Source organism: Nocardia rhizosphaerihabitans (genome assembly GCF_014646295.1).
Taxonomy (GTDB): Bacteria; Actinomycetota; Actinomycetes; order Mycobacteriales; family Mycobacteriaceae; genus Nocardia; species Nocardia rhizosphaerihabitans.
The window spans coordinates 23,842-48,927 of the sequence record NZ_BMNE01000002.1; the positions used below are offsets into that span (position 1 = coordinate 23,842).

At 68.8% G+C, this 25,086-nt stretch carries 25 protein-coding genes; 18 read left to right on the top strand and 7 right to left on the bottom strand.

The window, feature by feature from the left end:
• Positions 1-39: 39 nt before the first annotated feature.
• The 4 genes from IEY60_RS06525 to IEY60_RS06540 all read left to right on the top strand — a co-directional run bounded on the left by IEY60_RS06525 (position 40) and on the right by IEY60_RS06540 (position 3,621).
• Positions 40-744 (top strand): thiazole synthase, encoded by a 705-nt coding sequence (locus IEY60_RS06525; RefSeq protein ID WP_229739739.1) that lies wholly within the window; start codon positions 40-42, stop codon positions 742-744.
• A gap of 83 nt (positions 745-827) precedes the next feature.
• A complete protein-coding gene (locus IEY60_RS06530) occupies positions 828-1,760 on the top strand; it encodes an ABC transporter ATP-binding protein (RefSeq protein ID WP_189025096.1) in 933 nt (310 codons plus the stop codon).
• Positions 1,760-2,515, top strand: a complete 756-nt coding sequence (locus IEY60_RS06535; protein WP_189025098.1) for an ABC-2 transporter permease family protein — start codon at positions 1,760-1,762, stop codon at positions 2,513-2,515. The genes IEY60_RS06530 and IEY60_RS06535 overlap by 1 nt, the downstream gene beginning before the upstream one ends.
• A 344-nt stretch (positions 2,516-2,859) precedes the next feature.
• On the top strand, positions 2,860-3,621 hold the full coding sequence (locus tag IEY60_RS06540; protein WP_373291700.1) for an adenylate/guanylate cyclase domain-containing protein: 762 nt from the start codon (positions 2,860-2,862) through the stop codon (positions 3,619-3,621).
• Positions 3,622-3,627: 6 nt separating this feature from the next.
• Here the strand turns inward: IEY60_RS06540 and IEY60_RS06545 are convergent, their stop codons facing one another.
• Together IEY60_RS06545 and IEY60_RS06550 are read right to left on the bottom strand one after the other, a co-directional pair.
• Entirely contained in the window at positions 3,628-3,942 is a 315-nt protein-coding gene (locus IEY60_RS06545) for a hypothetical protein (protein WP_189025100.1), read from the bottom strand.
• 50 nt (positions 3,943-3,992) lie between these two features.
• The gene (locus tag IEY60_RS06550; protein ID WP_505826614.1) at positions 3,993-4,145 is read right to left on the bottom strand and encodes a CG2302 family histidine operon protein; all 153 of its coding nucleotides are present in this window, start codon (positions 4,143-4,145) and stop codon (positions 3,993-3,995) included.
• A 76-nt stretch (positions 4,146-4,221) separates the two neighbouring features.
• Here IEY60_RS06550 and IEY60_RS06555 point away from each other — a divergent pair, with 76 nt between their 5' ends.
• The 10 genes from IEY60_RS06555 (at position 4,222) to IEY60_RS06600 (ending at position 15,069) form a co-directional block, all read left to right on the top strand.
• Positions 4,222-5,937, top strand: a complete 1,716-nt coding sequence (locus IEY60_RS06555) for an acyclic terpene utilization AtuA family protein (RefSeq protein ID WP_189025102.1) — start codon at positions 4,222-4,224, stop codon at positions 5,935-5,937.
• Positions 5,934-7,085 carry an acyl-CoA dehydrogenase family protein gene (locus IEY60_RS06560; protein WP_189025104.1) on the top strand — a complete coding sequence of 384 codons (1,152 nt, stop codon included), beginning with the start codon at positions 5,934-5,936 and terminating at the stop codon, positions 7,083-7,085. The genes IEY60_RS06555 and IEY60_RS06560 overlap by 4 nt, the downstream gene beginning before the upstream one ends.
• Positions 7,082-8,680: an acyl-CoA carboxylase subunit beta gene (locus IEY60_RS06565; protein WP_189025106.1), complete on the top strand. Its 1,599-nt coding sequence runs from the start codon at positions 7,082-7,084 to the stop codon at positions 8,678-8,680. Before IEY60_RS06560 ends, IEY60_RS06565 begins: the two co-directional genes overlap by 4 nt.
• Before the next feature lie 11 nt (positions 8,681-8,691).
• Entirely contained in the window at positions 8,692-10,686 is a 1,995-nt protein-coding gene (locus IEY60_RS06570; protein ID WP_189025108.1) for an ATP-binding protein, read from the top strand.
• 71 nt (positions 10,687-10,757) lie between these two features.
• Positions 10,758-11,918 carry an acyl-CoA dehydrogenase family protein gene (locus IEY60_RS06575; protein ID WP_189025110.1) on the top strand — a complete coding sequence of 387 codons (1,161 nt, stop codon included), beginning with the start codon at positions 10,758-10,760 and terminating at the stop codon, positions 11,916-11,918.
• 208 nt (positions 11,919-12,126) lie between these two features.
• On the top strand, positions 12,127-12,909 hold the full coding sequence (locus tag IEY60_RS06580) for an enoyl-CoA hydratase family protein (RefSeq protein ID WP_189025112.1): 783 nt from the start codon (positions 12,127-12,129) through the stop codon (positions 12,907-12,909).
• Between the two features lie 4 nt (positions 12,910-12,913).
• A complete protein-coding gene (locus IEY60_RS06585) occupies positions 12,914-13,537 on the top strand; it encodes a TetR/AcrR family transcriptional regulator (protein ID WP_189025114.1) in 624 nt (207 codons plus the stop codon).
• Between the two features lie 57 nt (positions 13,538-13,594).
• Positions 13,595-13,801, top strand: a complete 207-nt coding sequence (locus tag IEY60_RS06590) for a type II toxin-antitoxin system VapB family antitoxin (RefSeq protein WP_189025116.1) — start codon at positions 13,595-13,597, stop codon at positions 13,799-13,801.
• The gene (locus IEY60_RS06595) at positions 13,792-14,223 is read left to right on the top strand and encodes a PIN domain-containing protein (protein ID WP_189025118.1); all 432 of its coding nucleotides are present in this window, start codon (positions 13,792-13,794) and stop codon (positions 14,221-14,223) included. Before IEY60_RS06590 ends, IEY60_RS06595 begins: the two co-directional genes overlap by 10 nt.
• A 66-nt stretch (positions 14,224-14,289) precedes the next feature.
• Positions 14,290-15,069: an SDR family oxidoreductase gene (locus tag IEY60_RS06600; RefSeq protein ID WP_189025120.1), complete on the top strand. Its 780-nt coding sequence runs from the start codon at positions 14,290-14,292 to the stop codon at positions 15,067-15,069.
• Between the two features lie 284 nt (positions 15,070-15,353).
• Here IEY60_RS06600 and IEY60_RS06605 read toward each other — a convergent pair whose 3' ends face one another.
• Positions 15,354-17,429 (bottom strand): glycosyltransferase family 39 protein, encoded by a 2,076-nt coding sequence (locus IEY60_RS06605; RefSeq protein ID WP_189025122.1) that lies wholly within the window; start codon positions 17,427-17,429, stop codon positions 15,354-15,356.
• Positions 17,426-18,703: a bifunctional glycosyltransferase family 2/GtrA family protein gene (locus IEY60_RS06610; protein ID WP_189025125.1), complete on the bottom strand. Its 1,278-nt coding sequence runs from the start codon at positions 18,701-18,703 to the stop codon at positions 17,426-17,428. The genes IEY60_RS06605 and IEY60_RS06610 overlap by 4 nt, the downstream gene beginning before the upstream one ends.
• Positions 18,704-18,852: 149 nt before the next feature.
• Between IEY60_RS06610 and IEY60_RS06615 the strand changes: the two genes are divergently transcribed.
• Positions 18,853-19,344: a DUF6790 family protein gene (locus tag IEY60_RS06615; protein ID WP_189025127.1), complete on the top strand. Its 492-nt coding sequence runs from the start codon at positions 18,853-18,855 to the stop codon at positions 19,342-19,344.
• Here the strand turns inward: IEY60_RS06615 and IEY60_RS06620 are convergent.
• A complete protein-coding gene (locus tag IEY60_RS06620) occupies positions 19,341-19,970 on the bottom strand; it encodes a class I SAM-dependent methyltransferase (protein WP_189025130.1) in 630 nt (209 codons plus the stop codon). The two genes, IEY60_RS06615 and IEY60_RS06620, sit on opposite strands and share 4 nt — an antisense overlap.
• 131 nt (positions 19,971-20,101) lie before the next feature.
• Here IEY60_RS06620 and IEY60_RS06625 point away from each other — a divergent pair, with 131 nt between their 5' ends.
• Positions 20,102-20,827 (top strand): TetR/AcrR family transcriptional regulator, encoded by a 726-nt coding sequence (locus IEY60_RS06625; protein WP_189025132.1) that lies wholly within the window; start codon positions 20,102-20,104, stop codon positions 20,825-20,827.
• A gap of 121 nt (positions 20,828-20,948) precedes the next feature.
• On the opposite strand, the gene thiD is transcribed toward IEY60_RS06625, so the two are convergent.
• A complete protein-coding gene (thiD, locus tag IEY60_RS06630; RefSeq protein ID WP_189025134.1) occupies positions 20,949-21,797 on the bottom strand; it encodes a bifunctional hydroxymethylpyrimidine kinase/phosphomethylpyrimidine kinase in 849 nt (282 codons plus the stop codon).
• A 77-nt stretch (positions 21,798-21,874) separates the two neighbouring features.
• Here thiD and IEY60_RS06635 point away from each other — a divergent pair, with 77 nt between their 5' ends.
• On the top strand, positions 21,875-23,023 hold the full coding sequence (locus IEY60_RS06635; protein WP_229739617.1) for a GTP-binding protein: 1,149 nt from the start codon (positions 21,875-21,877) through the stop codon (positions 23,021-23,023).
• A gap of 104 nt (positions 23,024-23,127) precedes the next feature.
• On the opposite strand, the gene IEY60_RS06640 is transcribed toward IEY60_RS06635, so the two are convergent.
• Positions 23,128-24,273 (bottom strand): epoxide hydrolase family protein, encoded by a 1,146-nt coding sequence (locus tag IEY60_RS06640; protein ID WP_189025136.1) that lies wholly within the window; start codon positions 24,271-24,273, stop codon positions 23,128-23,130.
• Positions 24,274-24,362: 89 nt separating this feature from the next.
• Here IEY60_RS06640 and IEY60_RS06645 point away from each other — a divergent pair, with 89 nt between their 5' ends.
• Positions 24,363-25,010, top strand: a complete 648-nt coding sequence (locus tag IEY60_RS06645) for a TetR/AcrR family transcriptional regulator (protein WP_189025138.1) — start codon at positions 24,363-24,365, stop codon at positions 25,008-25,010.
• The last annotated feature ends 76 nt before the right edge of the window (positions 25,011-25,086 follow it).

A 25,086-nucleotide genomic window follows, 5' to 3' on the forward strand; every position in this document is an offset into this window, starting at 1 on the left:
CTGCGCATCGCGGACAAGGAGTTCGGCTCGCGCCTGATCATGGGCACCGGCGGCGCCGAGAACCTGGCCGTCCTGGAAGAGGCCCTGGTCGCCTCCGGCACCGAGCTCACCACCGTCGCCATGCGCCGGGTCGACGCGGCGGGTGGCACCGGCGTCCTCGATCTGCTCAAGCGCCTCGACATCACCCTGCTGCCCAACACCGCAGGCTGTCGCACCGCCGCCGAGGCTGTGCTCACCGCGCAGCTGGCGCGCGAGGCGCTCGACACCAACTGGGTCAAACTCGAGGTCGTCGCCGACGAACGCACCCTGCTGCCCGATCCGTTCGAGCTGCTCGACGCCGCCGAACAACTGGTCGACGACGGTTTCGTCGTCCTGCCCTACACCAACGACGACCCGGTGCTTGCCAAGCGCCTCGAGGATGCCGGCTGCGCCGCGGTCATGCCGCTGGGTTCCCCGATCGGCACCGGCCTCGGCATCGGCAACCCGCACAACATCGAGATGATCGTCGCCGCCGCCGGCGTGCCGGTCATCCTCGACGCCGGCATCGGCACCGCCAGCGACGCCGCCCTGGCCATGGAACTCGGCTGCTCGGCAGTATTGCTGGCCACCGCGGTCACCAGAGCCCGCGAGCCGGAACTGATGGCCTCGGCGATGGCGGCGGCCGTGCACGCCGGTTACCTCGCGCGCGAGGCGGGCCGGATCCCCAAGCGGTTCTGGGCTCAGGCTTCTTCCCCAGCCAGGTAAGGGTCGGGGTCATCCTCGAGGATGACCCGACTCGCGACCTCACGGCGACGCGCTCGCCATCTTTGTCGGGCAAGCTGGGGCCCATGATCGAGCTGAGGGGCCTGACCAAGCAATTCGGCCAGACCGTCGCGGTGCAGGATCTCTCGTTCACCGTCCACCCAGGACAGGTGACCGGGTTCCTCGGACCCAACGGTGCCGGTAAATCGACGACCATGCGGATGATCCTCGGCCTGGACCGGCCGACTTCGGGCACCGCGCTGATCGACGGCAAGCGCTACGAGGATCTGGAGCGTCCGCTGACCCAGGTCGGCGCGCTGCTCGATGCCAAGTGGGTGCATCCGAACCGGTCGGCGCGCGCGCACCTGGAGTGGCTGGCCGTATCCAACGACCTGCCCAAGTCGCGGGTCGAGGAGGTGCTGCGGCTGGTCGGCCTGTCCGAGGTGGCCGGCAAGAACGCCGGTGGCTTCTCGCTGGGTATGTCGCAGCGGCTCGGCCTGGCGGGCGCCCTGCTCGGCGATCCCAAGGTGCTGCTGTTCGACGAGCCGGTCAACGGTCTCGACCCCGAGGGCATCCTGTGGATCCGCCGCTTCATGCAGCGCCTCGCCGCCGAGGGCCGCACCGTGCTGGTGTCGAGCCACCTGCTCTCGGAGATGGCCCAGACCGCCGAGCATCTGATCGTCATCGGCCGTGGTCAGCTCATCGCCGACACCACCACCAAGGACTTCATCGACCGCGCCTCCGAGCAGTCGGTCCGGGTCCGCAGTCCCCAGCTGGACCAGCTGCGCAGCCTGCTCACCTCGCACGGCATGACCGTGCGGGAAGAGGGCGATGCCGCGCTGATCGTCGCGGGCGTGACCAGCGACGAGGTCGGCAAGGTGGCCGGAACCAACAACGTCACGCTCTACGAGCTGGCTCCGCAGCAGGCCTCCCTCGAGGAGGCGTTCATGCGGATGACCGGCGGCGCCGTGGAGTACCACGGAGCAGGCCTCGACCAGGTGATGGGAGGTGCGCTCTGATGGGCGTGCTCGCTGCGGAACGAATCAAGCTCACCTCGACCCGCTCGCCCTGGTGGTGCTCGGCGATCGTGGTTCTCCTCGGCATCGGCCTGGCCGCGCTGATGGCGGTGATCACCAATATCGACGCGGAGCCGGGAGAGGGCCCGCCCGCGCTCACGCCCAGCCTCGCGGCCTCCGGTGTGACCGGTTTCGGCGTGATGGTGCTGATGATCATGGCCGCCCTGACGGTCACCAGCGAGTACCGCTTCGGCGTGATCCGCTCCAGCTTCCTCGCGGTGCCGAACCGGTCGAAGGTGATCGTGTCCAAGGCCGGTCTGGTCGGTGTGTACGCGGCGGTGCTGACCGGTGTCCTCGCGCTGGTCGCGTTCGTCGTCGCCAAGCTGATCGCCGGTGACGGCGCCCCGATGCTGGTGCTGGACGGCAACTGGCGAGCGATCTACGGCATCCCGATCTACGCGTTCCTTTCGGTGCTGCTGGCGATCGGTGTCGGCGTGCTGGTGCGCCAGTCCGCGGCGGCGATCTCGCTGATCGTGCTGTGGCCGCTGCTGATCGAGGGTTTGCTCGGCGCGTTCGGCAGCTTCGGTCGCGCTGTCAATCCGTGGCTGCCGTTCGCGAACGTGAACCGGTTCCTGAGCGTCGAGGAAGTGTCGGGCAACTGGCACTGGGGCGTGTGGGGCAGCCTGATCTACTTCGCCGTCTTCGTGGCGATCGTGTTCGGTGGTGCGCTCGTGGTGGTCAACCGCCGCGACGCCTGACAAGCCAGCCCGGGCTGCCCTCGCAAGAGCCCGGGCCGCGAGGGCCGCGACCTTGTCGGGAGGTCGCGCGACCCGGCCTTCGGCTTCCGCTGCCCGGTTGCCGAAGGTACGACCGCCGGTCCGCTGTACACAAGCAGCGGACCGGCGGTCGTCGTTGCGTGATATACCCTCGGGGCGTGAGTGAAACGCCTTCTGGCGGGGTGGATCCGCGGCAGCGCGACGCTGCTGCGGAGGTGGTGATCCCGTTGGAGCCCACCGGGAGTGGGCAGTCCGATGCGTCGCAGGCGGAAGCCGATGACGCCGGGGCGCGATCCGGTCGGCGGCGCGTCCAGATCTCGTCGAAATTGCAGGCGGCCAACCGTCGCGCCGATGTGATCGGCGCGGTGCGCAAGGCCAGGCATCAGCTCCCCGGCGACCCGGCGTTCGGCGATCCGCTGTCGGTGTCGGGCCCAGGTGGCGCTCGCGCGGTGGCCAGGGCCGCGGACAGGATCGTCGGCGGCAGTCCCAGCGCGGCCAGGGAGATCGGGTTCGGCGCGTTGCAGGTCTGGCAGGCCGCGCTCGAGCGGATCGGTCGTGGCCGTGGCACCGAGGAGGTGACCATCGTGTTCACCGACCTGGTGGCGTTCTCGAGCTGGTCGCTGTCCGCGGGCGACGAGCGCACTCTGGAACTGCTGCGCAAGGTCGCCAAGGCCATCGAGCCGCCGATCGCCGAGCGTGGCGGTCAGGTGGTAAAGCGCATGGGCGACGGCCTGATGGCGGTCTTCTCGTCCCCCGACCGCGCGGTCCGCGCCGCGATCGCCGCCCGCCGCAACCTGGCCGAGGTCGAGATCGACGGCTACAAGCCCCGCATGCGCGTCGGCCTGCACACCGGCTCGCCGCGCGAGATCGGTGGCGACTGGCTGGGCGTCGACGTCAATATCGCGGCCCGCATGATGGAGGCGGGCGGCAACGGCAACATGATGCTCTCCAGCACCACCCTGGCCGCCCTGCGGCCGGAAACCCTCGCCGAACTCGGCGCCACCGTCAAGCCCTACAAACGTAATTTCTGGGCCGCCCCGCTCAACGGCGTCCCCGAGGACGTCCGGATCTTCAAGCTCAGCGTGTAGCCGGCCTCAGCCGCGCTGCTGTTCGCGCTGGTAGGCGCGCCAGGCCTGCTGGGTGGGGGTGGGCCTGGTGGTCAGCGCGGCCCAGTTGGTCGACTTGACGAAGTTGATCGCGAGCAGCACCGGCAGGATGAACGCCTGGAAGAAGATCAGGTAGCTGCCGCCGTCGAAGACGAACGCCAGGTAGCCCGCGTAGCCGAGGAACCCGATGCCGAAGACGGCGTTGAGGGCACGGGCCAGATCGCTCTGCCCGTTCCCGACGTTGGCCATGAAGATCATCGCGATGCCGCTGACGGCCAGCAGGCCGACGTACCAGGTGAACATGTCCCAGAGCTAACTGCGCCCGCCTTGCCCCGGGCTTGCGAAAACCTTGGCTACTGCAACCAGAGCACCGCGCCGACCGCGGCGAGGACAGCGGCGGCGATCAGGGCGATCGACATCGCGCGGTTGTTCTTCCAGGTCGTGTAGGCGCCGCCGAGCAGGAATCCGGCCAGGGCGAAGAGGAGGACCGATGACATGGGTTCCATCTTGCCTGGTCGATTGCCCGCAATTAACAAGCACGCATGCTTGCTTTTTTTCTGAACCGGTGTGATCCTGGGGTTCATGAGTGCACTCTCGGCGGACCCGGACCTGATCCGGATCGGCAACTGCTCCGGCTTCTACGGCGACCGGCTCAGCGCGATGCGCGAGATGCTGGAGGGCGGCCGGCTCGACGTGCTGACCGGCGACTACCTCGCCGAGCTCACCATGCTGATCCTGGGCCGCGACCGGATGAAGGATCCCAGCCTCGGCTACGCCAAGACGTTCGTGAAGCAGATCGAGGACTGCCTCGGTCTCGCGCTGGAGAAGAACGTCCAGATCGTCACCAACGCGGGTGGCCTGAACCCGGCCGGGCTGGCCGAGCGGCTGCGCAAGGTCGCCGCCGACCTCGGCCTGGACGCCAAGATCGCGCACGTCGAGGGTGACGACCTCGTCGCCCGCGCCGGCGAGCTAGGCCTGGGCCAGCCGCTCACCGCCAATGCCTACCTCGGCGCGTGGGGCATCGTCGAATGCCTGAACTCCGGCGCCGACATCGTCGTCACCGGCCGGGTCACCGACGCCTCGGTGATCGTCGGGCCCGCCGCGGCCCACTTCGGCTGGGGGCGCACCGATTACGACGCCCTCGCCGGCGCCGTCGTCGCGGGCCACGTGATCGAGTGCAGCACCCAGGCCACCGGCGGCAACTTCGCCTTCTTCACCGAGCTCGGTGACATCGGCCGCCCCGGCTTCCCGATCGCCGAGATCCGCCGCGACGGGTCGAGCGTCATCACCAAGCACGACGGCACCGGCGGCGCGGTCACCGTCGACACCGTCGAAGCCCAGCTCATGTACGAGATCCAGAGCGCGCGCTACGCGGGTCCGGACGTCACCACCCGGCTCGACAGCATCACCCTCAGCCAGCAGGGCAAGGACCGGGTGCTGATCAGCGGTGTCACCGGTGAGGCGCCGCCGCCGCAGCTCAAGGTCTCGCTCAACACTCTCGGCGGTTTCCGCAACGAGATGGAGTTCATCCTCACCGGACTCGACATCGAGGCCAAAGCCGCACTGGCGCGACGACAGCTGGAAGCCTGGCTGCCCGCCAAGCCCGCCGAGCTGTCCTGGACGCTGGCCCGGCTCGACCGTCCCGACGCCGACACCGAGGAGCAGGCCAGCGCGCTGCTGCGTTGCGTCGTGCGCGATCCCGATCCGAACAAGGTCGGCCGCCAATTCTCCAATGTCGCGGTGGAATTGGCGCTGGCCAGCTACCCGGGCGCGACCTTCACCACGCTGCCGGGCAACGGCGCGCCCTACGGCGTCTTCACGCCTGGCTTCGTCGACGCGCACGAGGTGCCGCACACCGCGGTCCTGGCCGACGGCACCCGGGTCGCCATCGAGCCCGCCGCCGAAACCGCTGTCCTCGAACCGGTTTCCGAGCCGGAGCTGCCCGTCGACCTGCCGCCGTCGGAGACCCGCCGGGTCCCGCTCGGCACCATCGCCCTCGCCCGCAGCGGTGACAAGGGCGGCGACGCGAACATCGGCGTCTGGGTCCGCACCGACGAGCAGTGGCGCTGGCTGGTGCACACGCTCACGGTCGAGAAGCTGCGGGAACTGCTGCCCGAGACGGCCGAGCTGACCGTCACCCGGCACGTGCTGCCGAACCTGCGGGCCGTCAACTTCATCATTTCCGGCCTGCTCGGCAAGGGCGTCGCCTACCAGGCACGTTTCGACCCGCAGGCCAAGGGGCTCGGCGAATGGCTGCGCTCCCGCCACATCGATATGCCGACGGAGCTGCTCGCATGACGTCTGTTTGGGACACACCGGAACGAAAAGAGCTGCGCGCCAGCGTGCGTGGATTCGTCGAGCGGGAGATCCTGCCCGACCTCGACACCTGGGAACGCGAGGGTGCGCTGCCCCGCGAGCTGCACAAGAAGGCCGGTGAACTCGGCCTGCTCGGCATCGAATACCCGGAATCGGCGGGCGGCGAGGGCGGCAGCATCATCGACACCGTCATCGTCGGCGAGGAGATCCACCTCGCCGGCGCCTCCGGCGGGCTGTGGGCGTCGCTGTTCACCTGCGGAATCGCGTTGCCGCACATCATCGCCTCGGGCAATCAGGCCCAGATCGAGCGGTGGGCCAAGCCGACGCTGCGCGGCGACCTGATCGGCTCGCTGGCCATCACCGAACCCGGCGGCGGCTCCGATGTCGGCCACCTCACCACCACCGCGGTGCGCGACGGCGACGACTACATCATCAACGGCGCCAAGACCTTCATCACCTCGGGGTGCCGCGCCGACTTCGTCGTCACCGCGGTCCGCACCGGTGGTGCAGGCGCGGCGGGTGTCTCGCTGATCATCGTGCCGACCGATACGCCGGGCTTCACCGTCAGCCGCAAGCTGGAGAAGATGGGCTGGCTGGCCTCCGACACCGCCGAGCTGTCCTACGTCGACGTGCGGGTGCCCGCGTCGAACCTGGTCGGTGGCGAGAACACCGGTTTCGCGCAGATCGCCAACGCCTTCGTCAGCGAGCGGGTCGGTCTCGCGGTGCAGGCGTACGCGCTGGCCCAGCGCGCCCTCGACCTCACCGTGCAGTGGTGCCGCGACCGGGAGACCTTCGGCCGCCCGCTGATCAGCCGCCAGAAGGTGCAGATGACGCTGACCGAGATGGCCCAGCGGGTCGACGTGTCGCGCACCTACACCCGAGCCCTGGTCGAGCGCTTCGTCGCCGGTGACCAGAACCTGATCGCCCAGGTGTGCTTCGCCAAGAACACTGCCGTCGAGACCGCCGAGTGGGTCGCCAACCAGGCGGTTCAGCTGCACGGTGGGATGGGCTACATGCGCGAGTCCGAGGTGGAGCGCATCTACCGCGATGTGCGCATCATCGGCATCGGCGGCGGCACCAACGAGATCCTGACCATGCTGGCGTCGAAAGTATTGGGGTACCAGTCGTGACGACCTTCCGTTCCATCATCGACACCGCGTCGCCGGAGTACACCGCGGCGGCGGAGGCGATGGCCGCCAAGCTCACCGAGGTCGAGGCCGAGTTCGCCAAGGCCATCGCCGGTGGCGGCCCCGAGAAGGTGGCCCGGCACCACAAGCGCGGCAAGCTCACCGCGCGTGAACGCATCGAACTGCTGCTCGACGAGGACTCGCCGTTCCTCGAGCTGTGCCCGCTGGCGGCCTGGGGCAGCGACTTCCACGTCGGCGCGTCCACGATCGCCGGTATCGGCATCGTGGAGGGTGTCGAGTGCATGATCGTCGCGCCCGATCCGACGGTGCGTGGTGGCACGTCCAACCCGTGGACGCTGCGCAAGACGTTGCGTATCAACGAGATCGTCAAGCAGAACCGCCTGCCGGTGATCTCGCTGGTCGAGTCCGGCGGTGCGGATCTGCCGACGCAGAAGGAAGTCTTCATCCCTGGTGGCGCGATGTTCCGCGACCTCACCCAGGCCTCGGCCGCCGGAATCCCCACCATCTCGCTGGTTTTCGGCAACTCGACGGCCGGTGGCGCCTACATCCCCGGCATGTCCGACTACGTGGTGATGGTCAAGGAGGGCGCGAAGGTCTTCCTGGCGGGCCCGCCGCTGGTGAAGATGGCCACCGGTGAGGACTCCGACGACGAGACCCTCGGTGGCGCCGAGATGCACGCCCGCACGTCGGGTCTGGCCGACTACATGGCCGCCGACGAGCAGGACGCGATCCGGATCGGCCGCAATATCGTGCGCAGGCTGAACTGGAAGAAGCAGGGTCCCGAGCCGCGCGCCGAGGTCATCTCGCCGCTCTACGATCCCGAGGAACTGCTCGGCATCGTGCCCTCGGATCTGAAGATCCCGTTCGACCCGCGCGAGGTCATCGCCCGCGTCGTCGACGGTTCCGACTTCGACGAGTTCAAGCCGCTCTACGGCTCCAGCCTGGTGACCGGCTGGGCCGAGATCAACGGCTTCCCGATCGGCATCCTGGCCAACGCGCGCGGCGTGCTGTTCTCCGAGGAATCGCAGAAGGCCACCCAGTTCATCCAGCTGGCGAACAAGAAGAACACGCCACTGCTGTTCCTGCACAACACCACCGGCTACATGGTCGGCAAGGAATACGAGCACGGCGGCATCATCAAGCACGGCTCGATGATGATCAACGCGGTCGCCAACTCCACGGTCCCGCACATCTCGCTGCTGGTCGGCGCGTCCTACGGCGCCGGGCACTACGGCATGTGCGGGCGCGCGTTCAACCCGCGCTTCCTGTTCGCCTGGCCGAGCGCGAAGTCCGCCGTGATGGGCGGCGCGCAGCTGGGCGGCGTGCTCACCATCGTGCAGCGCGGCGCGGCCGAGGCCAAGGGCCTGCCCTTCGACGAGGAGGCCGCCGCCGGGCTGGCCGCGATGGTCGAGGCGCAGATCGAGGCCGAGGCGATGCCGATGTTCCTGTCGGGCAGGCTCTTCGACGACGGCATCATCGACCCCCGTGACACCCGCACCGTGCTGGGAATGGCGCTGTCGGCCATTCATTCAGCTCCGATCCAGGGCGCCGAGGGCTTCGGCGTCTTCCGAATGTGAGGCGCGACAACATGGCTATCACGAATCTTCTTGTCGCCAACCGTGGTGAGATCGCGCGCCGCGTGTTCGCCACCTGCCGTCGGATGGGCATCGGCACCACCGCGGTGTACTCCGACGCGGACGCCGCGGCCCCGCACGTGTCCGAGGCCGACGCCGCCATCCGGCTGCCCGGCAACACTCCCGCCGAGACCTACCTGCGCGGTGAGCTGATCATCGAGGCCGCGCTGTCGGCCGGTGCCGACGCCATCCACCCGGGTTACGGATTCCTCTCGGAGAACGCCGAATTCGCGCGCGCTGTGCTCGACGCGGGTCTGGTGTGGATCGGTCCGCCGGTCGCTGCCATCGAGCAGATGGGCTCGAAGGTCGAGTCGAAGAAGATGATGGACGCCGCCGGTGTTCCCGTCCTCGTCGAGCTGGATCCCGCCGAGGTCACCGAGGCGCACCTGCCGGTGCTGATCAAGGCCTCCGCCGGTGGCGGTGGTCGCGGCATGCGCGTGGTACGCGAGCTGAGCGAGCTGCGGGATCAGATCGCGGGCGCCCAGCGTGAGGCCGAGTCGGCCTTCGGCGATCCGACCGTGTTCTGCGAGCGCTACCTCGAGACCGGCCGCCACATCGAAGTACAGGTCATGTCCGATACTTTCGGCAAGACCTGGGCCGTCGGCGAGCGTGAGTGCTCGATCCAGCGGCGGCACCAGAAGGTTGTCGAGGAGGCGCCGTCGCCGCTGGTCGAGAAGATCGACGGCATGCGGGACCGGCTGTTCGAGGCGGCCCGGCTGGCCGCCGAGGCGATCGGTTACGAGGGTGCGGGCACCGTCGAGTTCCTGGCCGACGAGAAGGGTGACTTCTTCTTCCTGGAGATGAATACCCGTTTGCAGGTGGAACATCCGGTCACCGAGCAGACCACCGGCCTCGACCTGGTCCGCCTGCAGTTGCAGGTGGCCTCGGGTCTGCCGCTGCCTGCCACCCAGCCCGCCCAGCGCGGTCACTCGATCGAGGTCCGCCTCTACGCCGAGGACCCGGCCAACGATTGGCAGCCGCAGAGCGGCCCGGTGCACAAGATCGAGATCCCGTTCACCACGGGCGAATTCACTGTGCTCGACCAGCCCGGCGTGCGCCTGGACACCGGTGTCGTCGACGACTCAGTGGTCGGCGTGCACTACGACCCGATGCTGGCCAAGGTGATCTCCTACGCCGAAACCCGCGCCGAGGCAGCGCATCTGCTCGCCACGGCCTTGCAGCGGGCCAAGATCCACGGTCTGGTGACCAACCGCGACCTGCTCGTGCGGGTGCTGCGGCACCCGGCGTTCCTGGCCGGTGACACCGACACCGCCTTCTTCGCCACCCACGACCTGGCCGCGCTGTCGGCGCCGCTGGCCTCCGATGCCGACGAAGCGCTGTCCATCGTGGCCGCGGCCCTCGCCGATTCGGCCGCCAACCACGCCGCGAGCCGCTACACCCGGCTGGCGCCCAGCGGCTGGCGCAACCTGGCCTCGCTGCCGCAGACCAAGTCCTACGAGAGCCGCACCTCCGGCACGCACGAGGTGCGCTACCGCTTCACCCGCACCGGTGTCGCGGTGGAGGGCCACGAGGGCCTGGAGCTGATCTCGGCGACCCCGGAGCGCGTCGTGCTGGCCGTGCCGGGCGAGCGTGGCCCGGTGCGCAGGCAATTCGAGATCGCCCGCTACGGCGACCTCGTCGCGGTCGATTCCCCGCTCGGTCCGGTGGCCGTGCGCAGGCTGCCGCGTTTCACCGATCCCGCCGAGCAGGTCGCGGCCGGTTCGCTGCTCGCGCCGATGCCGGGCAGCGTGATCCGCCTCGGTGCCGCCGAAGGCGATCACGTGCGGCAGGGTCAGCCCATTCTGTGGCTCGAGGCGATGAAGATGGAACACACCATCGCCGCACCGGCCACCGGCATTCTCAGTGCACTCAACGTGACCGTCGGCCAGCAGGTCGAGGTCGGAACCGTCCTCGCCGTCGTCGAGGAAGAAGAGCAGGAGCCGTCCTGATCCGGTCAAGCCCGGAGGCGGTAGCGGAGCGTGACCACGGAGGGCTCCGGGTCAGGACAGAAAGGTACAGCATGAGCTTCATCGAAACCGAAGAGCAGAAGGCGCTGCGCGCGGCGGTCGCCGCGCTGGCGTCGAAGTACAACTACCGCGACTACGTGCTGCCGCTCTCGCGCAAGAACGAGCCGCTCACCGAGCTGTGGGACGAGGCGGGCAAGCTCGGCTTCCTCGGCGTGAACCTGCCCGAGGAGTACGGCGGCGGTGGCGCGGGCATGTACGAGCTGGCGCTGGTGCAGGAGGAGCTGGCCGCGCAGGGCGCCGGGCTGCTGCTGATGGTCGTCTCCCCGGCGATCTGCGGCACCATCATCACCAAGTACGGCACCGACGCGCAGAAGCAGACCTGGCTGACCAAGCTGGCCGACGGCTCGTCGAAGATGGTCTTCGCGATCACCGAGCCCGATGCAGGCTCCAACTCGCACCAGATCACCACCACCGCCCGTCGCGACGGCGGCGACTGGATCCTCAACGGCCGCAAGATCTTCATCTCCGGTGTCGACCAGGCCGAGGCGATCCTGGTGGTCTCGCGCACCGAGGACCACAAGACCGGCAAGCTCAAGCCCGCGCTGTTCATCGTGCCGGTCGACGCGCCCGGCCTGGTGAAGAACGTCCAGGAGATGGACATCATCGAGCCGGACAACCAGTTCACGCTGTTCTTCGACGATGTGCGGCTGCCCGCCGACGCCCTCGTCGGCTCCGAGGACGCCGCCATCGCGCAGCTGTTCGCCGGCCTGAATCCCGAGCGCATCATGGGCGCGGCCATGGCGGTCGGCCTCGGCCGCTACGCCATCGACCGGGCCGTGGAATACGCCAAGGAGCGCACGGTCTGGAAGTCGGCGATCGGCGCGCACCAGGGCATTTCGCATCCGCTGGCGCAGGTCAAGATCGAACTGGAACTGGCCAAGCTGATGATGCAGAAGGCCGCGACGCTCTACGACACCGGTGACGAGTTCGGCGCCGCCGAGGCGGCCAATATGGCCAAGTACGCAGCCGCGGAAGCCAGCATCAAGGCGCTCGACCAGTCGATTCAGACCCACGGCGGTTCGGGTCTGACCCGAGAGGTCGGCCTCGCGGCCATGCTGCAGGCCGCGCGCATCTCGCGCATCGCGCCGGTCAGTCGCGAGATGGTGCTGAACTTCGTCGCCCAGCACTCGCTCGGTCTGCCGCGCTCGTATTAGTTGGAGCGCTGGCGCGCTCGAGTCGCGGCCCCTAGGGGTCGCCGGTCAGGCACCGTTTCTTGCTCCTTCGTCGCCTACGAAACGGCGCCTGACCGGCGACCCGGCCGCGACCGGCCACTACGTGGCCGCCGCTCCTCGAGGCCGCGGGTGCGGGCTGGGTGTGCGGTCAGAGTTGAGTTTGATCTATTGAAAGGTTGAGGTGGGTTCGATGAGTGATCCTGAAGCTGCGCCCTATGTCCGCTACGAGGTCGTCGACGGGTTCGCGACGCTGACGTTCGATTCCCCGCACAACCGCAATGCGCTCTCGTCCAAGCTCGTCCGTGAGCTGCTGGCTGGACTTGACGCGGCGAACACCGATCCCGCGGTGCGCGGCATCGTGCTCGCGCACACCGGCGACACCTTCTGCGCGGGCGCCGACCTGAAAGAGGCGAGCACGGCCGATCCGGCGACCGCGGCCGATCAGCGCACCCGCGTGATGATCGACGTGCTGCGCGGCATCCTCGCCTCGCCCAAGCCGGTCGTCGCCCAGATCGACGGCAATGTCCGTGCCGGTGGCATGGGCATCATCGGCGCCTGCGATCTCGTCGTCGCCGGACCCGGCAGCAGTTTCGCGCTCACCGAGGTGCGCATCGGCATGGCGCCGTTCATGATCTCGCTCACGCTGGTGCCGCGGATGGACCAGCGCTCGGCGAGCCGCTACTTCCTCACCGGCGAGAAGTTCGACGCCGCGACCGCGCAGGAGATCGGGCTGGTCACCATCGCGGCCGCCGATGCCGCCGCCGAGGTGAAACGCCTGTGTGGCGAGCTGCGCAAGGGTTCGCCGCAGGGTCTGGCGGAGTCCAAGAAGCTGGTCAACTCGGTCCTGCTCGCGCGCTTCGACGCCGAGGCCGAGGAGCTCGCGCAGCGCTCGGCAGGCTTCTTCGGCACCCCCGAGGTGATCGAGGGCATGACCGCCTTCTTCCAGAAGCGCCCGCCCAGCTGGGCACAATAGTCCGATGGCGACACCCCACGAACCCAAGCAGGACCGCAGCCGGGCCACCCGGCAGCGCCTGCTCGAGGCGACCATCGACTGCCTGGTCGAATACGGCTGGGCAGCCGCCACCGTCTCGGTGGTCGCCGAGCGGGCCGGGGTGTCGCGCGGTGCGGCCCAGCATCATTTCCCCACCAGGGAAGACTTGATCACCGGCGCGCTCGAGTACATGTTCGACACCAGGATGGATCAGTCGGCCGCCGAGGCCGCCGCCATCAGCGCGGTCGCCGAGGGCGTCGGCCGCACCCGCGCTGTCGTGTCCGGTCTGGTCGAGTCCTACACCTCGCCGCTGTTCAAGGCGGCGCTGCAGGTGTGGACCCATGCCGCCGCCGACCCGGCGCTGCGTGAGCGGATCGTCCCGCTCGAGGCGCGGTTCGGCCGGATCGCGCACCGGCGCGCGGTCGAAGCGCTGGGGGTCGACGACTCCGATCCGGTCAACCATCACCTGGTTCAGGCGACCCTCGACCTTGCCCGTGGACTCGGCCTCGCCGATGTCCTCACGGATGACTCCGCGCGTCGCAAACTGATCGTCGAGCAGTGGGCCTCCACCCTCCACGCGGCCCTCAACACCCCCGATCAACCCTTGTGACCTGCGCTGTTTCGAGTATATACTCCGCTCATGGGGGATATATCGAGGGACTGTGACATGACCAAACGGCTTATCGAGATCGACGACGAACTACTCGAGTCCGCGCAGGCCGCACTCGGGACTTCGGGCGTCTCCGATACCGTTCGAGCCGCGCTGAACTCGGCTGTGGTGGCTCGTGCTCGTGCACGTGAAGTCGAGTGGTTGATCAACGGGGGTATGGCCGAGATGGCCGACAAGGATCGGCGCGACGACGTATGGCGATAACGGCGCGCTACCTGCTCGATACCAGCGCGTCCGCGCGGATGCGTCATCCCGAAGTCGCCGCCGAAATCGCTCCGCTGATCAAGGCGGGGTTGGTTGCCACCTGTGGCCCACTGGATTCGGAGGCGCTCTACAGTGCCCGAAATCCGGTCGAATACGAGGAGATCCGGTTCCGTCGACGGGCGGCCTACGAATATCTGCCCACCAACGACGAACACTGGCACAGCGCATTCGTTGTGCAACGGGAACTGGCACGTTCGGGTCGGCACCGATCGGTCGGCATCCACGATCTGCTCGCCTCGGTTCTGGCGGTCGAACATCGCCTGGTTCTGGTCCACTACGACGCGGACTTCGAGGCAGTCGCCTCGGTCGTCGACCTCAATCACCGCTGGGTAGCGCCACGGGGCAGCCTCGAAAAATCCTGATGTCACACTCCGCCAAGCTCCTTCGTCGTCTCTGTGAACGCGAAAGAAGCGACGAAGGAGCAGATCATGGGTGCGCAGAAGAAGATCGCGGTGGCGGGTGCGACCGGCCGGCTGGGCAAGCACGTCGTGGACGTGCTGACCGAGCGCGGCCAGGAGGTCGTGGCGTTCTCCCGCGCGAACGGCGTCGACATCGAGACCGGCGCCGGCCTCGACGAGGCGCTGACCGGCGTGGACATCGTGATCGACGCCTCCAGCACCCCCTCGGCGGACCAGCAGGTGGCGACGGAGTTCTTCACCGCCTCCGCCCGCAACCTGCACGCGGCCGGCGAACGGGCAGGCGTGGAGCGCCTGGTCGTCGTCTCCATCATCGGCATCGACGGCTCCCTCGCCGGTTACAACGCCGCCAAGCTCGCCCACGAGCAGGAACTGCTGAAAGGCTCTGTGCCCGTGCAGATCCTGCGTGCCGCGCAGTTCCACGAACTCGTCGAGGTGATGGTGCAGTGGGGCACCCAGGGCGAGGTCGCCTACCTCCAGGGGATGCGCACCCAGCTGGTCGCCGCCCGTACGGTCGCCGAGGCACTGGTCGACCTCGCCACGAATCCGATTCCGGCCGAGGATGTTCCGTTCCCCGAGATCGCGGGCCCGCAGCCGGAGACCATGGCCGCCGCTGCCACCATCCTGCTCGCGGCCCGCGGCGACGCCCTCCAGGTCATCGAGGTCTCCGACAACGCCAACCCGGATCGCGAGCAGTTCGAGAACGGCACCCTCCTGCCCTCCGCCCACGCCACCCTGGCGGGGCCGACCTTCGCCGAATGGGTCGCCGCTGCCGTGCCTTCCGGTCGGTGACTGTGCCCTTCGCGTGAGAATCATTGCGCCGCACGGTGACCGTTCGTTCAGTGGCGGAGGCGGTGTCAACCTAGGCCGAGGGGCATCTCCGGCCGTGGGCGGCTATGCCGGGCGGGCCGACCGGGATCTCGACGGTAGCGGTCGGAATTCGGCGCCGCCCGCACCCGCCGCGTGGCTGGATGGATAAACGGACGCCGACTCGGCGACACGAACAGGCCTGGTGGACCGGGGTGATCCACCAGGCCTGTTCGCTGGGGCCTGGCCGCTCCAGAGTTTCGTGGCGACTACGACTTCGGTTGGGTCAGGTCGTAGAGCGTCACTCCGTCGACCGTGGTCGCGGTGTAGTTCGCCGTCACCCAGGCGGTGATCGCCGAGCTGGTCGACTCGCTGGTCCCACCGGGTCCACCCCGGCCGCCTGCCACGAAGTAGTGGATCTTGCCCTCGGCGACATAACGCTGGAACTGTTCGAGGGTGGGGGACGGATCGCTGCCGTTGAAGCCGCCGATCGGCATTACCGGCAGCTCGGTGGCCAGTTGGTATCCGGCGGCGCTGTTGGAACCGACGGTGGCAGCGACCCAGGTGTAGTCGCTTCCGTTCTGTTCGAGCAACGTGACGATCTGCTCGCTCGGGCGTGAGCCACCGAGCAAGCCACCCGCACCGCCCGTGCGATCACCCTGCATGGCACCGTCCGGCTGCGACGCGCTGCCCTGACCCGCCGAACCGTCCGGTGGCAGGAGGCCACCCTGCCCGGCGGAACCGTCCGGCGGCATGGCGCCGCCTTGGGCGCCGTCTAGCGGTGTGGCGCCGGTTCCGGTGTTGCCGGGCGCCGCGCCCATCCGTCCGTCGCCTTCGTCGGGACGCATGCCCGGTCCACCCATCCCGCGCATCCCACCGGCACTCGGCCCGGCGGACGGGATCGCACCGGAGTGCGCGGTGGCGATGGTGTCGATCGAGTAGGCGACCGGCCCGGCGAGCCCGATGAAGGCGGCGGCGAGCGCGGCGACCACCGATTGCCTGCGCGCGAGGGGGAAGGCGGTCGCGATAGTCGCGAGCACGCCGACCACCAGGATCGTCCAGCGCAGCCATGGCTGGAAGGAAGCGCTGCGCGACAACAACGCCCATGCGGTCGCGGCGGTGAGGCCGAGGGCGAGCGCGCAGGTGAGGCGCACCCACAGGCGGTCCCGCGCAGCCCAGAGCTGCACGGCGCCGATGCCGACCAGCGCGGCGACGGCGGGGGCGAGGGCCACCGTGTAGTACTGGTGGAAGATGCCAGCCATGAAGCTGAACACCAGGCCGGTGACGAGCAGCCAACCGCCCCACAGGATCAGCGCGGCGCGGCGGCGATCGGTGCGCGGGGCCCGGCCGCGCAGGACGAGTCCGGCGACCAGGGCGACCAGGGCGACCAGGATCAGCCAGGCGATCTGACCGCCCTGCGCGGGTTCGAACAGCCGGGTGATGCCGGTGCTGCCCCACATGCCGTTGCCGCCCGCGGGCAGTTCACCGCCGGGTCCGACGCTGCCGCGCTCGTTGCCGTTCAACCGGCCGAGCCCGTTGTAGCCGAGGGTGAGTTCGATGATCGAATTCTCGTGCGACCCACCGATCCACGGACGCTGATCGGCAGGCCAGAGCTCCACCGTCAGCAGCCACCAGCCCGCCGCGACAACCATCGCCGCACCCGCGGCGAACAGTTGCGCGATGCGCTTGCCCAGCTTGGGCGGGCCCGCGAGCAGATAGGTCAGCGCCAGCGCGGGCACCACCAGCAGCACCTGCAACTGCTTGGCGAGGAAGCCGAAGCCGATCAGGCCACCGGTGAGCAGCAGCCAGCGCCACCGGCCGTCCGCGACGGCGCGCGTCATCGCCCAGGCCGCCGCGGTCATCAGCAGCACCAGCAGGGCATCGGGGTTGTTGAACCGGAACATCAGCACCGCAACGGGGGTCACCGCGAGCACGGCCCCCGCGATCAGTCCAGCGGCGGGTCCGAACGACCGTCGCACCGCCGCCCACAGCGCCGCGACCGAAGCCACGCCGAGCAGCACCTGCGGAACGAGCATGCTCCAGCTGTTGAGCCCGAACAGCCGCACCGACAGCTCCATCACCCACAGCGAGGCGGGCGGCTTGTCCACGGTGATCGAGTTGGCCGCATCGGAGGAGCCGAAGAAGAACGCCTCCCACGATTGCGAACCCGCCTGCACGGCAGCGGCATAGAAGTCGTTGGCCCACCCGTTGGCGCTCAGGTTGATCAGATAGGCGATGGTCGTGACTGCCAGCAGCACCGCCAATCCCGGTAGTTCCCAACGTGTTCGAGCCACAGCCGCCGTCTCGGCGCCGGTGGAAGTCGGTCGTTCGATGATGGCAGTCATCGACGCACCTCCAGTGTGCTCAGGCGCGCTGTCGAATCCGTGCCCTCGGTGGTCGCGGTGCGGTCGGAGCCTGCGTGCCGGAAAACCCAGCGCAGGCCGACGAACCGAGCCAGTGTCGCAACGAGATTGGCGGTGACGAGGACGCCGAGTTCCACCGCGACGGGTGCGTCAGGTGCCCAGCGGTGCAGGGCGAACAGCGAGCCGCTGGTGATCGCCAGCCCGAACCCGAAGATCGCCAGGCCCTGGAACTGGTGCGACACCGCGTCCCTGCGCCCGCGCACACCGAAGGTGAACGTCCGGTTGGCCGCGGTATTGCCCACCGCGGTCACCAGCAGCGCCACCAGATTCGCGCCCTGCCCGCCGAACAGCGGTTGCAGCAGCAGATACAGCACGATGTAGGCCAGTGTCGAGCTCACGCCGACGATCGCGAATCGCACCAGCTGGCCGACCATCCCGAGCGGCACCCCGGCCACCAGCGGTTCCCTGCCGACGGCGGCGCGCAGTTCGTCCAGTGGCAGCGCGCCGGTGGTCAGTGCCCTGGTCAGCCGCCAGATTCCGCGCAGGTCCTTGCGGGCGGTGTCGAGGATGTCGACCCGGCTGTCGGGGTCGTCGATCCAGTCGACGGGCACCTCGTGGATGCGCAGTCCGGCGCGCTCGGCGAGGACGAGCAGTTCGGTGTCGAAGAACCACTCGCCGTCGCGCACCAGCGGCAGCAGCTCACGGGCGACCTCGCCGCGCACCGCCTTGAAACCGCACTGCGCGTCGGAGAAGTGCGCGCGCAGCGTGGTTTTCAGCAGCAGGTTGTAGCAGCGGGAGATGATCTCGCGCTTGGGCCCGCGCACCACCCTGGCGGCCGCGTCGAGCCTGGTGCCGATCGCCAGATCGGAATGCCCGGACACCAGCGGCGCGACCAGCGGCAGCAGCGCGTCCAGATCGGTCGACAGGTCGACGTCCATATACGCCACCACCGCCGCGTCGGACCCGGTCCACGCGGCGCGCAGCGCCCGCCCGCGGCCCTTGGCGTCCAGGTGCAGGACCCGGACGCCGTCGAGTTCGGTCGCCAGCAGCTGCGCCACGGCCAGGGTGGCATCGGTGCTGGCGTTGTCGGCGATCGTGATCCGGGCGGTGAACGGGAATCCCGCGCGCAGATAGGCGTGCAGCCTGCGGACGCACACCCCAAGATCGGTCTCTTCGTTGTAGACGGGAATCACCACGTCGAGCACCGGCGCGCGGGTGCTCTGCGTGGTCTGTGGCTCGGCCTCGGTCTGGGTCATGGCACCCACCCTCGGCGGCGGCGCTGCCACCGGGCTGGGACCGAGCTGGGAGGTTGCTGGGGATCCTGCGAGTCGCCGAGCTGGCTAAACTGGGTGGGTTCGACGACATGCTGGAACAGTGATCGCCGGGAAGCATGGAGGCATGTCCGATGCCAACGATCATCGCGGTGCTGGTCGCCCTCGTCGGCGCGTTCGTGCAGAGCCGACGACAGCCGGGCCGCCCGGCGGCCGACATCCACATGGTGTGGTGGATGGTGGCTGTTGTCGGCGTCGCGTCCGTTCTCGGCGCGGCCGCGCACATCTTCGACGGCGCGAATGTCGCCGAACAGATCGGCTACACCCGTGGCGACGGCGGCTTCCAATGGGAGAACGCGATGGGCGACCTGGCCATCGGCGTGGTGGGCATCATGGCCTACTGGTTCCGTGGCCACTTCTGGTTGTGCACGATCGTCGTCCTGACCATCCAGTACTGGGGCGACGCGGCCGGGCACATCTACTTCTGGGTGGCCGAAGACAACACCAAGCCCTACAACATCGGGATCCCGCTGTGGACCGACATCCTCCTGCCGATCGTCATGTGGGTTCTCTACGTGCTGTCGCGACGCGGCAACGGCGACGCGGTGCCGAAGGCCGATCGCTAGCCGCGGCGCAGGCGCAGCACGCTGTCGGCGCGCTCGCCTTCCACTCCGTCCGGGCTGGTCGACGGGCTGTAGACGAGCTCGGCCGTCTCCACCTGCCACTCGGGCCCGAGCGCCAGTTGCTCGAGCACCTGCTCGATGGTCGGGAACGACACGTGCTCGTGCGGGGGCGTCGTCACCCAGGTCGGCCAGCTCGCGTGCCCGCCGATCACCAGCACGCCACCGGGCGCGACGGCGGCCGCCGCCTTGCGCAGGATGGTCGCGCGCTCGTCGGGCTGCTCGACCGGCGAGTGCAGGAACTGGGCGGAGACGAGGTCGAAGCTGCCCTCGGGGAAGTCCGCGTGCAGGTCGTGGCGGGCCCAGGTGATCTGCACGCCCGCGGCGGCCGCGTGCTGGGCGCCGCGCTCCATCGCGGTCGTCGAGATGTCGACGGCGGTCACCTGCCAGCCCTGCTTCGCCAGCCAGATCGCGTCGCCACCCTCACCGCAACCGAGGTCGAGGGCGGTACCGGCGGGCAGCCCGCTGACCTCGCGGACCAGAGTCTTGTTCGCGTTGCCGGTCCAGATCTGCTCGCGCTCGCGATAGAAGTCCTCCCAGAACTCTTCTGCGGTGGGCGCGGTCTCGGTCATCGAAGCTCCATTCGATCGGGGATGTTGTCCATGGTGTGGCGTCGTGGCGAAAACGCGCAAGAAAGCTTGCCGTTCCGGCAAACAGCGCCCCGCGAACAGCGCAGACCGCCCGCGCCAATAAGCTTCTGCCCGTGACGCGGGGTTACCGGAAGGCAGACGAGATGCCGGGCCGTCGTGTCGATGCGCGGACCGAGCGGTGGCGCGAACACCGGGTGCAGGTGCGCATCGAATTCGTCGACGCCGCTTTCCGTGCCCTGGATCGGGTCGGCCCCGATGTGAGCATGGGCGATATCGCCAAGGAAGCGGGCGCGGCCAAGCCGAAGCTCTACCGGCATTTCGAGGACAAGACCGACCTCTACAACGCGATCGTCGACCGGGTCCGCGACATGCTGTGGGAGCGCATGCTCAGCGGGGTGAATCTCACCGACGATTCCGTCGCCGACCTGGTCCGCCGTGCCGCCGCCGAATACGTGGCGGTGGTCTCGGAACACCCGAATGTCTTCCGGTTCATGCTGCACAGTCATTTCAGCCAGCAGGCCAAGGAGACGGAACGGGCCTTGGTCGCCGCCAGGCAGTCCGCGCGGCGCGCTGCCGAATTCTTCGCCGGTCTGCTGCCGACCGAATCGATCGACGTGGCCGGGATCGAACTGGTGAACTATTCGATTTTCGGTGCGGTGGCCTCGGCCACGGACTGGTGGCTCGGCGCGAATCAGCGCGAAGTCTCGGCAATGCCGGTCGAGCGATTCGTCGAGTATCTGGCCGAGAGCATCTCGGCGCTGGCACAGGCGCACGCGCGCTTCAACGGAGTCAGGATCGACCCGTCGCAGCCGCTGCGCGACGCATTCGTCGTCGACTGAACGCTTCGTTCTGCCGCGCCCGGCACGAACTCCGTTGTTCTCGCCGGCTACGTCGTTGGGGCCGGTGGGGGTGCGGCGAATTCAGTATGAACCCGCCCACCGACAAGTTCGCGACGCCACGCTAGGCGTCGGTGTGCAACCGCCACAGCGGCGAAACCGGCCCGTGGCCTGCGCCGAGATCGTAGGACGCGGCCAGGCAGCGATAGGTCCACTCCTTGGCGAAGGCGACCGCGTCGGGCACCGAATACCCGTTGGCCAGTGCGCTGGCGATGGCCGCGGCGAGGGTGTCGCCACCGCCGTGATCGTTGCCGGTGGCGATGCGCGGCGCGCTGAACTCGCGGAAGGTGTCGCCGTCGTAGAGCAGATCGGTGCTGTACTCCGAGGCGCGCAGATGTCCGCCCTTCACGATCGCCCACTGCGCGCCCAGCGCGTGCAGCGCCTCGGCGGCCTTGCGTGCGGTGGCGTCGTCGACGACCTCGATGCCGGTGATCAGGCGGACCTCGTCGAGGTTCGGGGTGACCACCGTCGCCAGCGGGATGAGGGTGTTGCGCACCGCGTCCAGCGCCTCGGCGTGCAGCAGCGGATCGCCGTGCATCGAGGCGGCGACGGGGTCGACGACGAGCGGAACCGCGGCGTCGCGCCCGATCCCGACCTCGCGGCACACCCCGGCGACAGCCTCGATGATCGCGGTGGAAGCCAGCATGCCGGTCTTGGCCGCCCCGATTCCGATATCGCGGACGACCACCCGCACCTGATCGGCCACGATCTGCGGCGGTATCTCATGAAACCCGCTGACGCCCACCGTGTTCTGCACGGTCACCGCCGCCACCGCGACGCAGGCGTGCACACCGCACAGCGCCATGGTCCGCGAATCGGCCTGGATGCCGGCGCCGCCCCCGGAATCGGTGCCCGCGATGGTGAGCGCGCGGACGGGGGTCTGGCCATCGGGGGTCAGCGGCAACATCTTCACGCCCCAACCCTACGACCGGCCGTCCGGTTCCGAGACCCCACCTACGAACAGCAAATGAAAACCATTATCATTAATTGGTGACCAACTCCGCCGCCACCGCACACCTGCCCGTCACCGTCCTGTCCGGCTTCCTCGGCGCGGGCAAGACCACGCTGCTCAACCACATCCTCGCCAACCGGGACGGCCGCCGGGTCGCGGTCATCGTCAACGACATGAGCGAGGTCAATATCGACGCCGCGCTCGTCGCCGGCCAGGGTCATCTCGACCGCACCGAGGAGAAACTGGTCGAGCTGACCAACGGCTGCATCTGCTGCACGCTGCGCGAGGACCTGATCGAGGCGGTCGCCCGGCTCGCCCGCGACGGGCGGTTCGATCAGCTGGTGATCGAGTCGACCGGCATCTCCGAGCCGATGCCGGTGGCCGCGACCTTCGACTGGGAGTTCGAGGACGGCTTCCGCCTCGGCGACCTCGCCCGCCTCGACACGATGGTGACCGTCATCGACGCCTCGACCTTCCTGGCCGAGCTGGTCAAGGGCCAGGCGCTGGCCGAGCGGGAACTCGAAGCGGGCGAGGGTGATTCGCGCACCATCGCGGATCTGCTGGTCGACCAGGTGGAGTTCGCCGACGTGCTGCTGATCAACAAGACCGACCTGGTGAGCGCGAACGCCGTCGCCACCGTGGAGGCGACGGTGCGCAGGCTCAACCCGCGTGCGCATGTCCTGCGCACCGAGAAGGGGGTCGTCGCGCTGGACGAGGTGCTCGGCACCGGCCGCTACAACCCGGTGGTGGCCGCCGAGGCCGAGGGCTGGGCCGAGGAACTGGCGGGCGGTCACACTCCCGAAACCGAGGAGTACGGGATCAGCAGCCTCACCTACACCGCCGACCGGCCGTTCCATCCGGAGCGGCTCGGTGATGCGCTGTCGGGACTGCGGGGGATGTTGCGCAGCAAGGGGTTCTGCTGGATCGCGAGTCGTCCCGAGCTCGCCGCGATCTGGTCGCAGGCCGGTCCGAATCTGACCTTCGAGCCGGGGGCGTGGTGGTCGTCGCTCGAGGTGCCTGCGGGACAGGAGATCGTCTTCATCGGCGTGCGCCTCGACAAGGCCGCGGTCCGGTGCGCACTCGATGCCGCGCTGCTCACCGAGGCGGAGTTCGCGGCGGGTCCGGCGGGATGGACCAGCTACGCCGATCCCTTCCCCGCCTGGGGTGACCTGCACGAGCATCACTGATTGCCGCCTTTGGGGCGCGTATCACACTGTGCTGGTGCATGATTCGAATGGGTCGCGACCCACGCACCGATGAGGGGAGCGTGGGCCGCGGCACCGAAGCCGAATCAGGCGAGGCCGGCGAAGAACCGGCGGATATCGCCGACCAGCACCTCGGGTGCCTCATGCGCGGCATAGTGCCCGGCCGCGTCGTTCGCGCCGCCGGATGCCGCGGCGGTGTCGTAGGAATTCCAGCTCACGATGTTGCTGTGGTCGCGCTCGGCGAACCGGCGGATCGACTGGAAATCGCCGGCGAACATCGCCAGCCCGGTCGGCACGACGGTCGGCTCGGTCGGGTGTTCGGTGGCGTGCGCGTCCTCGTAGTAGAACCGCAGCGAGGAGCCCGCGGTCCCGGTGAGCCAGTACAGCGCCACATTCGCGACGATGAACTGCGCGTCGAGCGATTCACCGAACAGCTGGGCGTTCCAGCCGAGCAGGCCGATCGGGGAGTCGGCGAGGGCGTAGGCCAGGGTCTGCGGCTGCTGGCTGTGCAGGGTGTTGAAGGACATCTTGTTCTCGTGGAACCACTGCAGGTGCTGCAGCGCGGCCATATCCGCCTCGGACAGGCCCTCGAATTCCGCCGGGTCGCCGGACGGGAACGAGAACAGCTGGGTGACGTGCACGCCGATCACCTGCTCCGGCGCGATCCGGCCGAGCTCCGGCGAGACCATCGAGCCGCCGTCGTTGCCGATGGCGCCGTAGCGCTCGTAGCCGAGGCGCGCCATCAGCTCCGCCCAGGCGCGGGCGGTGCGGTAGCGATTCCAGCCGGTACTGCGGGTCGGGCCGGAGAAACCGAAGCCGGGCAGCGACGGGATGACCAGGTGGAAGGCGGGATCCTCGGCCGATTCCGGCTCGGTGAGCGGCGCGATGACATCGACGTATTCCAGGATCGAGCCGGGCCAGCCGTGGGTCAGGATCACCGGGGTCGCGTCGGGCCGCGAGGACCGGATGTGCAGGAAGTGGATGTCCTCGCCCTCGATCTCGGTGGTGAACTGCGGGAACGCGTTCAGCTCGGATTCCAGTGCACGCCAGTCGAACTGCTCGAGCCAGTACTGGGCGAGGGTGCGGACGCGATCGGCCGGGACGCCGTAGGAGTCGCCGACGCCGGGCAGCTCGTCCGGGTACAGCGCGCCACGCAGGCGGGCGGCGAGGTCGTCGAGACGGGCCTGGGGGACATCGATGCGGAAGGGGGTGATGGTGGCCGTGGTGGTCATGACGACTCCTTCTAGTGAAACGGAATGATTCGTTCTGTTCCAACCATAACAGAACGGATCATTCCGTTTCAAGTGGTAGGCTGATATTCATGCCGAAGCAGACCGAAACCGCAGCTCAGCCCCGCTTGCCCGGCCGCAAGGCGCAAGCCGCGCGCAACGATGGGCTGATCCTCGACGCCGCTCGCGCCGTGTTCCTCGATGACCCGACCGCGCCGATCGCGGCCGTCGCGGAACGCGCGGGCGTCGGGATCAGCGCCCTCTACCGGCGTTACCCGAGCAAGGAGGTGCTGCTGCGCACGCTGTGCCACGAGGGGCTGCGCCGGTTCAATGCCGAAGCCGATGCGGCGCTGGAGGATTCGGACGGCTGGCGCGGATTCGCCGGCTTCCTGGAACGGGTGGTCGAGGCCGACGTGCACTCGCTGACGGTGAAGCTCGCCGGCGCCTTCACCCCCGACGACTCGATGCTGCCCGACGTCGTGCACTCGGGCGAGGCGGTCGCGGAGCTGGTGCGCCGAGCCCATGCGAGTGGACGCCTGCGAGCCGATTTCGACGCGCAGGATGTCGGGCTGCTGCTGGAAGCCTGCGCCGCGGTCACGATGCCCGATCCGGTGCGGACGGCCGAGTTGCGACAGCGAGTGCTCGCGCTGTTGATCGACGGAATGACAGCCGAGGGTGACTTGCCCGGCCCACCACCCGCCGTAGGCGAATTCGCCTGGCGATGGCAGCGCAGGCCATGAGCGGGTCGTTCGGCCGCGACGAGGCGTGGCTGGTGGCAGACTTGGCGCGACCGTCCGACACCGCAGGAGGCACGTC

Coding starts and splice junctions, on each gene's coding strand:
- IEY60_RS06525 (WP_229739739.1), top strand. CDS start 40: ATGGGCACCGGCGGCGCCGAGAACCTGGCCGTCCTGGAAGAGGCCCTG.
- IEY60_RS06530 (WP_189025096.1), top strand. CDS start 828: ATGATCGAGCTGAGGGGCCTGACCAAGCAATTCGGCCAGACCGTCGCG.
- IEY60_RS06535 (WP_189025098.1), top strand. CDS start 1,760: ATGGGCGTGCTCGCTGCGGAACGAATCAAGCTCACCTCGACCCGCTCG.
- IEY60_RS06545 (WP_189025100.1), bottom strand. CDS start 3,942: ATGTTCACCTGGTACGTCGGCCTGCTGGCCGTCAGCGGCATCGCGATG.
- IEY60_RS06550 (WP_505826614.1), bottom strand. CDS start 4,145: ATGGAACCCATGTCATCGGTCCTCCTCTTCGCCCTGGCCGGATTCCTG.
- IEY60_RS06555 (WP_189025102.1), top strand. CDS start 4,222: ATGAGTGCACTCTCGGCGGACCCGGACCTGATCCGGATCGGCAACTGC.
- IEY60_RS06560 (WP_189025104.1), top strand. CDS start 5,934: ATGACGTCTGTTTGGGACACACCGGAACGAAAAGAGCTGCGCGCCAGC.
- IEY60_RS06570 (WP_189025108.1), top strand. CDS start 8,692: ATGGCTATCACGAATCTTCTTGTCGCCAACCGTGGTGAGATCGCGCGC.
- IEY60_RS06575 (WP_189025110.1), top strand. CDS start 10,758: ATGAGCTTCATCGAAACCGAAGAGCAGAAGGCGCTGCGCGCGGCGGTC.
- IEY60_RS06580 (WP_189025112.1), top strand. CDS start 12,127: ATGAGTGATCCTGAAGCTGCGCCCTATGTCCGCTACGAGGTCGTCGAC.
- IEY60_RS06585 (WP_189025114.1), top strand. CDS start 12,914: ATGGCGACACCCCACGAACCCAAGCAGGACCGCAGCCGGGCCACCCGG.
- IEY60_RS06590 (WP_189025116.1), top strand. CDS start 13,595: ATGACCAAACGGCTTATCGAGATCGACGACGAACTACTCGAGTCCGCG.
- IEY60_RS06595 (WP_189025118.1), top strand. CDS start 13,792: ATGGCGATAACGGCGCGCTACCTGCTCGATACCAGCGCGTCCGCGCGG.
- IEY60_RS06600 (WP_189025120.1), top strand. CDS start 14,290: ATGGGTGCGCAGAAGAAGATCGCGGTGGCGGGTGCGACCGGCCGGCTG.
- IEY60_RS06605 (WP_189025122.1), bottom strand. CDS start 17,429: ATGACTGCCATCATCGAACGACCGACTTCCACCGGCGCCGAGACGGCG.
- IEY60_RS06610 (WP_189025125.1), bottom strand. CDS start 18,703: ATGACCCAGACCGAGGCCGAGCCACAGACCACGCAGAGCACCCGCGCG.
- IEY60_RS06615 (WP_189025127.1), top strand. CDS start 18,853: ATGCCAACGATCATCGCGGTGCTGGTCGCCCTCGTCGGCGCGTTCGTG.
- IEY60_RS06620 (WP_189025130.1), bottom strand. CDS start 19,970: ATGACCGAGACCGCGCCCACCGCAGAAGAGTTCTGGGAGGACTTCTAT.
- IEY60_RS06640 (WP_189025136.1), bottom strand. CDS start 24,273: ATGACCACCACGGCCACCATCACCCCCTTCCGCATCGATGTCCCCCAG.
- IEY60_RS06645 (WP_189025138.1), top strand. CDS start 24,363: ATGCCGAAGCAGACCGAAACCGCAGCTCAGCCCCGCTTGCCCGGCCGC.